Origin of the sequence: Hyphomonas sp., from assembly GCF_041398465.1 — a bacterium.
Lineage (GTDB): Bacteria > Pseudomonadota > Alphaproteobacteria > Caulobacterales > Hyphomonadaceae > Hyphomonas.
In genome coordinates this window covers 321,634-334,933 of the sequence record NZ_JAWKUS010000003.1, presented here as the reverse complement: position 1 = coordinate 334,933, position 13,300 = coordinate 321,634, and the positions used below count along the sequence as shown (strand labels likewise).

The following is a 13,300-nucleotide window of genomic DNA, read 5'->3' as shown; positions in this document are numbered from 1 at the left end:
ACCCCCGGTGGCCATGGGCCCCGGGGGTGAAGGTTGAGAGATGGAAGGGGCTTACTGGTAGACCCCACCAATGCACTTACCCACATCGGCGAGCGCGTGCTCTCCGATACAGAAAGGTACTTCGTACTGCTGGTTTGCAGCGGCAACGCACTGTTGCAGATTCAGATTGGCCATGTTCATGCAGCCGCGAGTTTCGCGTTCTGACATGGCACTGGACATTTGCGCCGGGGTGGCGGCTTCAGAACCCATGACGCGGAAAGCGGCGAGCGTGGCGATCTGGTCTGCGATCGGCTCCTTGCCGTACTTCACGCGCTTGCGATTGAGCTTGAGCCCGGAGGTCACCGCGACCGGGAAGCGCACGGCGCTTGCGGCGGACGAGACATTGTCCCACAGCGATGGGGCGCCGGCGACGCCAGCCTGAACCAGCACGCCGTCAATGTCAGACGCGCTGAAGGCGTTGACCAGCGGCTGGCTGGCCGGGATGCCGGCCTTCTGGATCTTGTCGAGCGTCGTGGCTTTCGCCCGCGAATTGCCGATCTTGGCCTTGGCCCAGCCGGAAGCCTGCAGCGAGTAGGCCTGTTCCTTCACAAAGGCGGCGGCGCTGGTCAGGCGGCGGCTGTCGGCTTCGGTTGCGGCCAGCGCAGCGCTGACAGCCGTGTCACCGCCATTCAGCGTACGGGCATAGCGCACGTCATTGGCAAGACCGTTCATCATGGCATCGCGGCCATAGAAGTCCGCAATGTCACGCACGGCAGCGCGATACTCAGGGTCCTGAGAAGCGATGAGCGCAGAATAGGAGATCCAGCCTTGTGAAAGCTGGTCCGGATTGTGTCCGCCAAGTGAATTCAGCGCGTGATCGATATCGCCGGCAGAGCCGAGCGGTTTGGTTTTCACGTCCGTCACTTCGGATTGGTAGGTGGCATAAACGGCGGCGGATTCCGAGATCGCGTCGCCAGATTTCTTTTCTTCGGTTTGGACTTCCTGTGCGGAGGCTCCGAGAGCCATCCCCATAGCGACAACAATAGCCCCGATCATTCTGATGGAATTCATGTTCGCTCACTCCCTCACGCGTCACACGATACTGTCTGCCTGAACTTCCCCAAGGGGGGAACAGCAGCTTGCCCGCTTCTTGCATTACAAATACAGCAAGAAACCGCCGACACCGTCACAATGCCTAATGAATCTCACCGGGGTATTAATATGTTGCCCCAAAAGCAGCGTCAGAGATTACGGATTATACACCTTGGCTGGCTGGCCATGGTGGTTGCGGTCGCCTGTTCCATTCTCGTGTCGCGCGAAAGAGAGGCATTGTCGTTCGCCTGGCTGGGGCTGGCAGCCCTGCCCGGATTTGCGGGTTATCTGCTGCTCGGGCCTGACAGGCTTCTGAACCAGTTTGCCCCGTCGTTTCTGGTGATTACGTGGACTGTGTTTGCGGCATTCGCGCTCGCATTGAGCGGTGCAGCAATGTCTCCACTGGCGGTTCTTTTTGTGGTCGCGCCATTGGTGGCGCTGAATCTCGAAAATTCAGGCATGGCAGCGGAAGCATCGATCTTCGGTGCCGGGGCCTATTTCGTGGCAATCCTGTTGTCCGAAATCGGGATTCTGCCGATGGGCGAGGCCGTTACGGGCTTCTCAAGCGTTGCCCGCCTGCTGGCTTTTGCAGCGCTGGTCACCTGTGCCTTGCTGGTATGGTACCTCGCCCACGGGCGGGAACAAAACGCGGCGGCAGAGGAACAATACCCATTGGCCGAAATTTCCCATCCGGCGAAAGCGACCATACCGGTGCCTGCAGATTCCGGCGTCCTCCTGCTGGATGTGACGCCTGATGGCATGATCCGCGGTGCCGATGGCGACCGGCTCGGCATGCCGTCGATCGGCGCCGGCACTCTGCTGCGCGATATTCTGGATGCCTCGACGCCGCCGTCGAAACTGCTTGGCACACCTACGATGGCAGGGGAGGCGAAACTTGCGAACGGTCGCAAGATTGCGTTCTGCTCGACGCCATATGAGGGCGGCATCCATCTGATGCTGATCGATCGGCCCGCGCAGGAAGACAATAAGTCCTCCGTCGATGCCGAGGCGCATGCACGTGATGCTGTTCGGCAGCGGACGGCGTTTTTCGCGTCTATGGGCCACGATCTGAAGACGCCGCTGAACGCCATCATCGGTTATGCCGACATGATGCGCCATGGTGTACGCGGCCCGCTTCCCGAAGCCTATCAGGACTATCCCGCCATCATCCATGATAGCGGGCAGGAGCTGCTCCTCATGGTCGAGGATATGCTGGACCTCGCCAAGGCCGATGCCGAACGTTACCGCCTGGAGCCCGAACCGGTGGACCTGTCAGCCTTTGCGCATTCGGTGATCCGGCAGCTGGAGAACCAGGCCGAACGGGCCGGGGTGAAGCTGCGCCTGAAAGCAGATGAGGAGGTCTGGGCCCAGGCGGATGCGCGCGCCGTGCGTCAGATCTGGCAAAACCTCGTCTCCAACGCGATCAAATATTCGGACAGCGGTAGCGCTGTGGTGCTGGACGCAGAGATCAGCGGCAATGCCGCAATCCTGTCCGTCACCGACAAGGGTGCTGGCATGAGTGAGGAAGATGTCAGCCTCGCCCTGGAGCCATTTGCCCAGGGCGGCAACGCACGCGGCGTGAAGGGCACCGGGTTGGGGCTCGCCGTGGTCAAACGTTTCGCAGAGCTGCACGGCGGACAAATCGAAATCCGCTCGACTCTCGGCAAGGGCACACGTGTGTCCGTTACCCTGCCGCGCGCACACGATGCCGACATCGAACCCATGGACGATGCCGCGCAATAATCCTTGCGTCAGGAATTAGACGTCTTCGTCTTCCGGCAGGTTCGCCCGCACCAGCAGGAACAGGCCGCCAAAAATTGCGGCGCCGATCGCGAACAGAACAATAGACGTGCTGAGGAACAGGACGTCGCCTGGATAGTTCGCGTGCTGGATGAGCCCTGTCAGGCCACCGGCGAAGGCGATGGCTGGTGCGAGCAGGATCAGGTCACTGCTTTTCATGCTCTGGCCCCTTCCGTCGGTCGTTACCAGTGCGTTAACACTGGATTGGAAACTGCAAGCATCGTGCCGTTTCGAAGGAGCCCCGCCATGATGGAACGTTTGCCCACCCGCCTCTGGATCGAGGCCCTGATACGCCGGGCCGAAGTTGCGGGGGCGTCGGGCTTCATCGTGCAGCATGGCGACGATGATCGCGGCGATGTCTTGCTGAAGGTCGCCCGCCTGGACGGGACCGCAGCAGCTTACGTCCCGTCGATGGACATGGATGGTAACCGCATCTTCATGAACCTCGCTGCGCAGGGCGTGGGGCCTGAGGAGCGCGAAGTGGATGACTATGTCGCCCGTGCCCGCAAACGCGATAGCGATCTCTGGGTCATCGAGATCGAGGACAGGGAAGGGCGCCATTTCCTGACCGAGCATGTCGAGGAAGGTTCCTGAAAAAGGAGCCTGAATCCTGTCGCAGCATCCGGCAAATTCCTTTGCATCCGGCAAGCCTGCGTTAACCGCCCGCTAACCCCGCGCGGGCAGCTTGAAAATCGAATCAGGATACTGGGCAAGGCGGGGTTATGCTGTTTCTCTTGAACGAACAGATCGTCGACGTGGCGATACCTGAAATCCATCTGTCGAAGCGCTGGAAAGTGTTGGGCTGCGGAGACCCGTCGAGCATGCGGGCGCGCGAGGCATTGGAATTCGTCGCGCGGGTCGTGTCGGCCCATGTCGAGGAAGGCGTCGCGATGGAAGTGGGCCTCGTCGAAGACCTTGCGGCCCTGATCATCGCCAAGACCGGTGCAAATGCTGCACTCTTCCCGGTGCAAGAGAAGCGTGTCGGCGAGGCCCGCCTGACGATCCTGCCGGAAACCATCCTTGCCAGCCTGCGCGAGCGCCACGAGCATGAAGGCCAGGCGCCGGACCTCGAACAGATCTGGCCGAAAGCCGCCTGATACCGGCCCTTCTATCTGCGGCCCAAATCGGCTAGGGCCTCGGCCTGTAAAAGACGAGCCGTTTCAACATGTCCCACGCTGCAGAAGCCGCCCGCCGGCGGACCTTCGCCATCATCTCACATCCTGACGCGGGCAAGACCACGCTGACGGAGAACCTGCTGCTGGCCGGCGGGGCCATCCGTGCGGCCGGGGAAGTGGCTGCGCGCGGTGAAGCGCGACGTACGACGTCCGACTGGATGAAGATCGAACGCGACCGCGGCATCTCTGTCTCGGCCTCCGTCATGACGTTCGAGTTCGAGAACCTCGTCTTCAACCTGCTCGACACGCCCGGCCACGAAGACTTCTCCGAAGACACTTACCGCACGCTGACCGCGGCCGACTGCGCCGTCATGGTTCTGGACGCTGCAAAAGGTATCGAGCCGCAGACGCTGAAACTGTTCGAAGTTTGTCGTCTGCGTGACATCCCAATCGTGACGTTCATCAACAAGATGGACCGTGAGGCACAGGACCCGATCGCGCTGCTGGATGAAGTGCAGGAAAAGCTGCAGCTGGATACCGCGCCACTCTACTGGCCCGCCGCCAGCGGCCAGCGCTTCTCTGGCATGATCGACCTGGCCACGAAGGAACTGATCCAGTTCGAACGCCGCCCGGGAGAGGCGCCGAAGATTGGCACCGCGCCGCGAATTGCCGGCGATGAGGCCACGCTTCAGGCAAACCTTGATGAGAGCGTCTATGGCGAACTCTCCGAAGGCATGGAGATGGCAACGGGCCTGCTGCCGGACTTCGACAAGGAAGCGTTCCTTGGCGGGCATATGACGCCGGTCGTGTTCGGGTCGGCACTCCGCCATTTCGGCGTGTTGGAACTGCTTCGCACGCTTCATGCCTATGCGCCCCCGCCGCGCGACCAGAAGGCGGAGAAGAAGGGCGAACCGATCATCGTCCATGCGGGCGACAACACGGTGTCGGGCTTCGTTTTCAAGATCCAGGCGAACATGGATCCGAACCACCGGGACCGCGTGGCTTTCCTTCGTCTGTGCTCGGGTGAGTTCAAGCGCGGCATGCGCTTGAAGACGGCGGGCGGCAAACAGCTGAACATCCACAATCCGATGATGTTCCTCGCGCAGGACCGTGAGATCGCCGAGACAGCCTATGCGGGCGATGTGATCGGCGTGCCGAACCATGGCCAGCTGCGCGTCGGTGACAGCCTGTCCGAGAACGGAGATATCAAGTTCGCGGGCATCCCGAACTTTGCGCCGGAACTCCTGCGCCGGGCACGCGTGAAAGACCCAATGAAAGCAAAGCACTTGCGCAAGGCCCTCGAAAGCCTCGCGGAAGAGGGCGTGACCCAGTTGTTCAAGCCGACCATCGGGTCCGACATGATCGTCGGCGCCGTCGGCCAGCTGCAGTTCGAAGTGATGATCGAGCGCGTGGCGGCGGAGTACAACCTCGAAGTAGTGTTCGAGCCTGCGCCTTACAATGTCGCGCGCTGGCTGGCGTGTGACGATCCGAAAGTGCTGGAAGCCTTCCTGGACAAGAACAAGTCCGCCTCAGGCACGGACCTCGACGATGCGCCGGTCTATCTTGCCAAGAATGCGTGGGATGTCGGCTACGCCCAGGAAAAGAACCCGGACATCCGCTTCACCGCAACGAAAGAACGCGCGCTCTAGGGCGCTTATTCGCCTTCCGGGCCGCCTTCGAGTTCGGGCTTCGGTTCCGGAATGAACTTTGCTGCGAGCGTGGGCGACACGCCGGATGTTGCCAGCGGGTTTGGCCGCGCTTTACCGCCGCCCTGCTTCAACTCACACCGCGCATCAGCGCCTTCGTAAGTCGCAATATAGCTCCACGCGACGCACTTGTCGTCTTCCGCGCAAATCGACTGGCAGGCGGAGGCGTTTTCAGCTGGGCTAACCGAGTAGGTGGAACCGAAGCGATAGACGCCAGCTTCCTGTCCTTTCGCCGGCTTGTCAGGCTTCATGCTGGGCGTGTCGGCAAAAGCGGGCGCAGCCAGCAAGGCAAATGCAATAAGAGGTACAAGGCGCATGGGCGTCGTCTCCATCTGTCAGGCTGAGTTTAGTAAGGCCTGCTTAACGAAGTGTTCGCCGCCGGGCGTTCTTTTCGGAGGACCTATTTCGCCAGCGCTTCGCGCTTTTCCTCGATCTCCAACCATTCCAACTCGGCCATGTCGAGTTCCTCGCGCGCCGCGCCGACGCGGGTGGACTTCCTGTTGAAGGCGTCCGCATCGCGGGCATAGAGATCCGGGTCTGACATGTCCTGTTCCAGCTTGGCGATTTCCGCCTGCAGTTTCGGGATCAGCGCGTCCAGTTCCTTTTGGCGATGCTCGTCCTTGAAGGAGAGTTTTGTCTGAGGTTTCGGGCGCTGTGCATTGTCTGTCTTCGGTTTTTCCGCCTTCGGAGTATTCACTGCGCCTCTCTGCCGGAAGCCTTTCAGCTGTTCCTGCGCATCGCTCCAGCCGCCCGCTGTGACGATCCACTCGCCGTTTCCGACAGGGCAGAGGCAGCTGGTGACGGTCTCATCGAGGAAGGCCCTGTCGTGGCTGACGAGGATCAGCGTGCCTTCATAGCCGAGCAGCATGTCTTCCAGCAGGTCCAGCGTCTGCATGTCCAGATCGTTGGTCGGTTCGTCCATGACGAGCAGGTTCGACGGCTGGGCCAGGCCAATGGCGAGGGCGAGCCGGTTGCGTTCACCGCCAGAAAGCGCGCCGACCGGCTGGCGCAGTTGGTCCGGTGCAAACAGGAAGTCCTTTGCATAGGCTGCCACGTGGCGCTGGCGGCCCTGCACCATGATGGAGTCGCCGCCATTCGGGGCGAGGGCTTCCCAGATCGTGTCCTTCGGGTTCAGCGTCTCGCGCGTCTGGTCCTGGTAGGTGACCTCTAGCGTTTTCGAGTGTTTCACGCTGCCGCTGTCCGGTTCGATCCGGCCGAGGAGGAGTTTGACCAGCGTTGTCTTGCCGACCCCGTTCGGACCGATGATACCGATCCTGTCGCCGCGCAGGATCTTCATCGAGAGATCGTTGACCAGCGTGAAAGGGCCGTCGGGGCCCTCATAGGTCTTGGTCAGGTGCCGCGCCTCGATCACCTTCTTGCTCATCGAGTCCCCGGCATCGACGCTGAGGTCTGCCGTGGCCTTGCGGTCCTGCAGGGCGGCGCGCATCTCGGCGTGCTCGGCGCGCAGGTCTTTCAGCTTGGCGAGGCGGCCCTGGTTGCGCTTGCGACGGCCCGTGACGCCGCGGGCCAGCCAGTGCTGCTCGTCCTTCAGGTGCGTCGTCATCCGGCGCAGCTGGCGTTCTTCCTCCACCTCGATCTGTTCGGCCCATTCGTCGAACTTCACATAGCCTTCCGGGCTCTTAAGCACCTTGCCCTGGCGCAGCCAGAGCGTGTTGGTGGAGATGTTCTCGAGGAAGCGGCGGTCGTGGCTGACGACGAGCACGACGCCGTTGAAGCTTTTCAGGCGCGCTTCCAGCTGCTCGATCATCGGCACGTCGAGATGGTTGGTCGGCTCGTCCAGCAGTAAAACGTCCGGATCGGCGGCGAAGGCCTTGGCGAGCGCCGCCCGGCGCAGCTGGCCGCCGGAAAGCGTGGCCGGGTCTGCATCCGCCTCGACGCCGAACTCCATCAGTTCGGCTTCGGCCATATATTCGCCGTCGAGGCCTTCGCTGGCATAGGCGAGCACCGTTTCGAATCCGGCAAGGTCCGGTTCCTGCGCGACGCTGGCGAAGGTGATACCCGGCTGGCGCCAGACCTCGCCGCTGTCGGCTTCCACGCGTTCGGAGATGATCTTCATCAGCGTGGATTTACCCGCGCCATTGCGGCCCACCAATGCCACGCGCTCGCCCTTTGACAGGGAGAAGCTGACCCCCGTGAACAGGGGCTTGCCCCCGAAAGAGAGGCGGATATCGGTAAGCGTGATCAGCGGAGGCGCGGCCATGGCGGCGATGTAGCGTGAGGGGCGGGTTGGCGCCAGAGGGCACATCAGCGAGGCCAGACAAAGGGTTCCTTAAACTTGCCTATATATAGCCATGAAACGACGCCCATCCGGGCGAAGCGAACCCGGAAGCAGGGAGCTCCATGTTAAAGCGGCAGATCCTGCAGGGTACGTCCTGGCTGCTCGCCGGACGGATATTCAGCAATGTTGTAGGTCTCGCCAGCACGTTGGTTGCGGCCCGCTTCCTCACGCCGGAAGATTTCGGAGTGGTTGCGATTGCGATGGGTGTATTTGGTATTGCTGCAGCGCTGGTGGAGCTGCCGGTCGGTACGGCACTCGTGCAACTGAAGACCGCAACCAAAGCCGACTTCGACACGGCGTGGACGATCAATTTTCTCCGCGGTCTCATTGTTGCGGCCATGATGGCCGCGTGCGCCTGGCCGATTGCCATAGTGTTTGATGATCCGCGTCTCCTGGCGATCGTGCTCGCACTCTCTTCCTATCCGGTCCTGCTGGGCCTTCGGAATGCGTGGTTCGAACAATATACGCGCGACATGGATTTTCGCTGGGAAGCGCTGGTGGAGACGCTCACCAAAGTGGTGTCCTTTTCTGTCGTCCTTGGCATCAGTATCGCGACCCGCAGCTATTGGGCGTTGCCGCTCAGCCTTATCTCATCCGGCGTCGCGGCGGTCATCTTGTCCTATGTGCTCTGCCCGCGTTTGCCGGCTTTTTGCCTGTCGGAGTTCCGGAAGTTTTTCGGCTTTTCTGTCTGGCTGGGTCTGGGCCAGATTGCCGACAGTGTGCGCGACAAAACAGGTACATTCCTGATCGGCAAATATGTCGGCATTTCGCGCCTCGGTGCATGGTCCGTCGGATCGCAATTCGCGGACAGGCTGGAACTGGTGCTGTACGCCCCGATGGAGCGCACCTTGTTCGCTGCGTTCAGCTCCATCCGTCATGACCCCGAACGCCTTCGGGGTACTTTCCTGAAAGCCATGCATTTCGGCTTTGCCTTTATCGCACCGGTGTGCGTCGGCATGGGATTGTTGTCACCTGAAATCATCGCCATCGCGCTCGGACCGAAATGGTCTGTCGCGGCGCTGGTGCTGGGTTTCATCGCACCTGCAATGGCGCTGCACCTGCTCGCGGGGCTGTGCACGTCGCTCACGATCTCGCTGGGCCATACGCGTGCCGTATTCGGTGTGAAGGTGATTTCCGTCCTGGTGCACCTGCCGATGATCCTGGCGGGCGTCTATTTCGCAGGGCTCAATGGCGCGCTCGGCGCCACAGTGGTGACCGCGGTCATATGGTGGGGACTGTGCGGCAGTCTGGTCGCCCGGACTGCCGGGATCAGCTTTGCAGGTCAGGCGGGTGCGATCGTACGTTCTGCGCTCGCAGCGCTCATCATGGCCGGCGTTGTGATCACATTGCGGACCATGCTCTTTGCGGAAGGAGATGACGCACTCATGCCGGTCGTGGTGCGCGCCGTGACCCTGTCAGGCCTCGGCGCGCTGACCTATGTGATCAGCCATTTTGCACTTTGGCAGCTGGCAGGGCGCCCGGCTGGGGTTGAGGCAACCGCGCTGGGCCTGCTCTCAGGGCGCCGTGCAGGCGGGTGAGGTCGTAGGACCGGAACTCCGGGTCGTTGAGAATGCGAACGATTTCGAGCGCGAATGCATGCAGCATGCTGACATATTCGGTACTGGAGGCGTCCTGGTCGACATATTCGCCAAGGCCCAGCGTCTTGTTCGCATCGAAAATGAAGGGTTCGCCATCGATCATCGTGTAATCAAGCTTGCCATAGTCAAGCTTCAGCTTCCTGCGCATCTCCAGCAGGCGCGGATGCGGATTGAACGGATGGCAGGAGACATTTTCGTCTTCGGTGATGATCAGGTCCGATGAACGCTCGATATTCTCGAAATGATTGTTGCCGAGGAATATGTATTCCCTGAGAATATTTTTCTCGCCATCCCATTCCGGCTGCAGCTTCTGAACGACGTGGTGATGCGAAAAATAGGCCGCCGGCACATCCGATAGCCGCTCATAGATCCGGTAGCCCTGCTTGGAGTGAATCAACGGGGCGTCCCGCAGGCCCGCGAGGCGGCTGGCCTTGTTGCGGATCCGGGTGAGCAGGGACCGGGAGCTCTCTTCCGGCTGACCGCCATAGTTCAGCGTGGATTTAACAATGACGCGGCCTTCATAGGGGCTGTCCGGAGCGAGCAGGCCGTCGGCATAGGTATGCTTCCGGATATCGCGCGCACCGGCATTGATCCGGCGGCGATATTGCCTCGCGAAGCGCTCGACATGTGTCGGCACGACCGATCGATCATAATGTACGAACAATAGATCTGCCGGCACGAATTTGTCTGTGCCGTACAGGTCTACGATGTCCACGCCCAGCTGCTTCAGCGCATCTTCAATGATGCAGATCAGGTGCCTGCGAATGTTCTGCGGCTCATCCTCAGTGTGGAGGATCGCGACCCGGTGGCGTCCGAAAGACAATGTTACTCCCTGGCCGTCCTGGCCAAACCTGTATGGAAACTTCTGCGTTCTGGTGGAATCTCGTCTAAGGGGAATATTACCTTAACGATATAAAGATTCCATGAAAAAGAGTAACCAGAATCAAAAAAGTTGGCGCTTCGAGATGCTGCGTGTCGTCTCGAAACCTTCCTGACGACCAAGCCTAGGCTATCCGCCCATATTGTCCGGCTTTCCCAGACATGGGGCAGACTGCTACACTCCTGAAAAACATAACCGGGAGGAACAAAATTGGCTTATTCGGACAATGAGACTGCGTTCACGCAATTCGAGGCCCGCCGCCTGTCGCCCGCCATCGGGGCGGAGCTGATCGGGGCGGACCTACGCAACCCGACCGATGTGCTGGTCTCTGAAGTCCGCGCCGCGCTGCTGCGCTATCAGGTCGTCTTCTTCCGCGATCAGGACATCACCCGCCAGCAGCACATCGCCTTTGCCCGCAAGTTCGGGGAACTGGAAATCCACCCGGCCACGCCGTTGGAGCAGCCGGACCGTGAAGTCCTCCGCATTGCGCACGGGCCCAACTCCCGCGGCACGGAGAATTCCTGGCACTCTGACGTGACCTGGCGCGAGGCGCCGTCGCTGGGCTCCATCCTGCGCGCCATCGAACTGCCGGAGGTCGGCGGGGACACGCTCTTTTCCAATATGGTGATGGCGTATGAAGACCTCGATGATGGCCTGAAAGCGCGGCTCTGCCAGATGACGGCGGTGCATGACATCGCCCGCGTGTTCGCCAAGCGCCTGAAGAAGGACGCGACAGAGCTTCACGCCAAATACCCACCCATGGAGCATCCCGTTATCCGCACCCATCCGGAGACCGGCCAGCGGCTGATTTACGTCAACACGGGTTTCACGGACCATATCAAGGGCATGGACCGCAAGGAGAGCGACGAGCTGCTGAAGTATCTCTACTCGCGCGCCGCCATTCCGGAATACCAGTGCCGCTTCCGCTGGGCGCCAGGTTCGCTGGCCTTCTGGGACAACCGCGCCTGCCAGCATTATGCCGCCAGCGACTATTTCCCGAACGTCCGCATCATGGAACGCGTCACCATCGCGGGCGACCGGCCATACTTCAAGGCAGCGGCCTAGGCGAGAGAGGCCACTTCGTCCTCGCTCAGCAGGCGCCATTCACCCTCTGGCAGGTCGCCGAGGGTGAGGGGGCCGAAGGCGGCGCGGTGGAGGGTTTCGACATGATTGCCGGCGGCGGCGAACATGCGGCGCACCTGATGGTAGCGGCCTTCCGTGATGGTGAGGCGCGCGGTGCGCTCGCCGGTCACTTCCAACTGCGCGGGCAGGAGGGGTTTGTCCTCGCCGCGCAGCATCAGCGTGCCGCTGGCGAACAGGTCTGCCTCATGGCCTTCCAGCGGGCGGGCAACGGTCGCCTCATAGGTTTTCGGCATCTCGGATTTTGGAGAGATCAGCCGGTGCAGCAGTTTCCCGTCATCCGTAAACAGAAGGAGCCCGGTCGTGTCGGCATCGAGGCGGCCGACGCTTGAAAGCGGCGGTGTCCGCAACAGGAAACGCGGCGGCAGCAGCTCATAGACGAGCCGTCCCTGATCGGCACGGGAGCAGGTGAAGCCCGCGGGCTTGTTCATCAGGATGACCATGCCGGGTGGCGGGTCCAGCGGCTCACCATCGAAGCGGAGGTCATCGCCTTCGTCTGTCAGGCGGCCGCGGCGGATGGCGGCTTCCATCTCCTTGCGGCTGCCATAGCCGAGATGGGCAAGGTATTTCGCGAGCTGGCGCGCTTCCTTCATGGCGTGGGTGTCACCGCTTCCGCTTCGGCTTCTCGGCCTTGATGATCTTGTAGCCGCCCTCGTCTTCCAGCATCTCGTGGCTCTTGAAACACTCGGCCAGCACGCTCTCATAGGGCAGGTGCCGGTTGGCGACGAGCCAGAGCGTGCCGCCAGTCTTGAGGGCGTTTGCTGCGGCGCGGATAAAATCCTGTCCCAGCGAGGTGCTGTCCGCCCGGCCCGTGTGGAAGGGCGGGTTCATGACGATGAAGTCGAATTCCGCTTTCGGGGCATCCTTCGTGGCGTCGGCCCAGTGCGCCGTCCAGTTGGCGAAGCCTTCGAGGTTCTTCTGCTGGCAGGCGAGGGCGCGATATTCCGCCTCGAACAGGGTCATGCTTTCGACGTGCTGGCAGTTCGTTAGCACTTCGCGGGAGAGATAGCCCTGGCCGGCGCCGAAGTCTGCACCATTCCCGCGGATCCATTCCGGAATGCTGTCGGCCAGCAATTCGCTGCCGGCGTCCACACGGTCCCAGCTGAAGAGGCCCGGCCGGCTCCACAGGGCGCCATCGTCGACTTCCTGCGGCGTGTCGAATGCAATCCACTCTTCCGCCAGCGGAGCGTTCCAGTCTTCGGTCTTGGTTGCCCAGAAGGCACGGCATTTGTGCTTCGACAGGCTCTGAGTTTCGCCGGCGAGTTCCGCGAGGATTTTCTCGCCCGTCTTGGCGCCCAGCGTGTTCGGCAGGCTCGCCACGATCACGCCGCCGACTGGCGCATCGCGCATGGCGCGGGCGAACAGGGCGCGGGCCTCGTCCCGCTGGCGAGGCGGCAGGATGACGGTCAGCGCGGCGGACGGGAATGTCTCCGTCTCCGGCGGCAGGACTGTGAATCCGGCGGCCTTCAGCGCATCATGATCAGGTTTGAAACTGTTCTGGCAGGTCAGGCGCTCTTTCGGCAGGCGCATCAGAAAGGGTACGGCCTCGGCGCGCAGGCAGAGGATATTGCCCGTCTCCGGCAACAAGTCAGCCTCTTCAAAGGCGAGGGAAAGCGTATCGAAAACAACGGCGTCAAACATGGGCGCTCTCTACGCGCATGACGGGGCGGGCGCAATCGGGCGATGCGGTG

At 61.6% G+C, this 13,300-nt stretch carries 13 protein-coding genes; 6 read left to right on the top strand and 7 right to left on the bottom strand.

The features are described 5' to 3' along the window. Positions 1-51: 51 nt before the first annotated feature. Positions 52-1,050, bottom strand: coding sequence for a hypothetical protein (locus R3C98_RS12030; RefSeq protein WP_371314320.1), 999 nt, complete (start codon positions 1,048-1,050; stop codon positions 52-54). 150 nt (positions 1,051-1,200) lie between these two features. On the opposite strand from R3C98_RS12030, the gene R3C98_RS12025 reads away from it, so the two are divergent. After that, complete coding sequence (locus R3C98_RS12025; protein WP_371314319.1) at positions 1,201-2,814, top strand: ATP-binding protein; 1,614 nt, start codon at positions 1,201-1,203, stop codon at positions 2,812-2,814. 15 nt (positions 2,815-2,829) lie between these two features. Here R3C98_RS12025 and R3C98_RS12020 read toward each other — a convergent pair whose 3' ends face one another. Further along, a complete protein-coding gene (locus R3C98_RS12020; RefSeq protein WP_371314318.1) occupies positions 2,830-3,030 on the bottom strand; it encodes a hypothetical protein in 201 nt (66 codons plus the stop codon). Between the two features lie 87 nt (positions 3,031-3,117). On the opposite strand from R3C98_RS12020, the gene R3C98_RS12015 reads away from it, so the two are divergent. The 3 genes from R3C98_RS12015 to R3C98_RS12005 all read left to right on the top strand — a co-directional run bounded on the left by R3C98_RS12015 (position 3,118) and on the right by R3C98_RS12005 (position 5,635). Beyond that, on the top strand, positions 3,118-3,465 hold the full coding sequence (locus R3C98_RS12015; RefSeq protein WP_371314317.1) for a DUF1491 family protein: 348 nt from the start codon (positions 3,118-3,120) through the stop codon (positions 3,463-3,465). 128 nt (positions 3,466-3,593) lie between these two features. Then, a complete protein-coding gene (locus R3C98_RS12010; RefSeq protein ID WP_371314316.1) occupies positions 3,594-3,968 on the top strand; it encodes a hypothetical protein in 375 nt (124 codons plus the stop codon). Between the two features lie 68 nt (positions 3,969-4,036). After that, positions 4,037-5,635 (top strand): peptide chain release factor 3, encoded by a 1,599-nt coding sequence (locus tag R3C98_RS12005; RefSeq protein ID WP_371314315.1) that lies wholly within the window; start codon positions 4,037-4,039, stop codon positions 5,633-5,635. 5 nt (positions 5,636-5,640) lie between these two features. On the opposite strand, the gene R3C98_RS12000 is transcribed toward R3C98_RS12005, so the two are convergent. Beyond that, on the bottom strand, positions 5,641-6,009 hold the full coding sequence (locus R3C98_RS12000; protein WP_371314314.1) for a PAN/Apple domain-containing protein: 369 nt from the start codon (positions 6,007-6,009) through the stop codon (positions 5,641-5,643). 83 nt (positions 6,010-6,092) lie between these two features. Further along, entirely contained in the window at positions 6,093-7,958 is a 1,866-nt protein-coding gene (locus R3C98_RS11995; protein ID WP_371314313.1) for an ABC-F family ATP-binding cassette domain-containing protein, read from the bottom strand. Between the two features lie 95 nt (positions 7,959-8,053). Between R3C98_RS11995 and R3C98_RS11990 the strand changes: the two genes are divergently transcribed. Further along, on the top strand, positions 8,054-9,529 hold the full coding sequence (locus R3C98_RS11990; RefSeq protein ID WP_371314312.1) for a lipopolysaccharide biosynthesis protein: 1,476 nt from the start codon (positions 8,054-8,056) through the stop codon (positions 9,527-9,529). Here the strand turns inward: R3C98_RS11990 and R3C98_RS11985 are convergent. Next, the gene (locus R3C98_RS11985; protein ID WP_371314311.1) at positions 9,435-10,412 is read right to left on the bottom strand and encodes a hypothetical protein; all 978 of its coding nucleotides are present in this window, start codon (positions 10,410-10,412) and stop codon (positions 9,435-9,437) included. The two genes, R3C98_RS11990 and R3C98_RS11985, sit on opposite strands and share 95 nt — an antisense overlap. 267 nt (positions 10,413-10,679) lie before the next feature. Between R3C98_RS11985 and R3C98_RS11980 the strand changes: the two genes are divergently transcribed. Then, a complete protein-coding gene (locus R3C98_RS11980) occupies positions 10,680-11,534 on the top strand; it encodes a TauD/TfdA dioxygenase family protein (RefSeq protein WP_371314310.1) in 855 nt (284 codons plus the stop codon). Here R3C98_RS11980 and R3C98_RS11975 read toward each other — a convergent pair. Together R3C98_RS11975 and R3C98_RS11970 are read right to left on the bottom strand one after the other, a co-directional pair. Further along, positions 11,531-12,202, bottom strand: a complete 672-nt coding sequence (locus tag R3C98_RS11975) for a pseudouridine synthase (RefSeq protein WP_371314309.1) — start codon at positions 12,200-12,202, stop codon at positions 11,531-11,533. The two genes, R3C98_RS11980 and R3C98_RS11975, sit on opposite strands and share 4 nt — an antisense overlap. Before the next feature lie 10 nt (positions 12,203-12,212). After that, positions 12,213-13,250 carry a class I SAM-dependent methyltransferase gene (locus R3C98_RS11970; protein WP_371314308.1) on the bottom strand — a complete coding sequence of 346 codons (1,038 nt, stop codon included), beginning with the start codon at positions 13,248-13,250 and terminating at the stop codon, positions 12,213-12,215. Between the last annotated feature and the right edge of the window lie 50 nt (positions 13,251-13,300).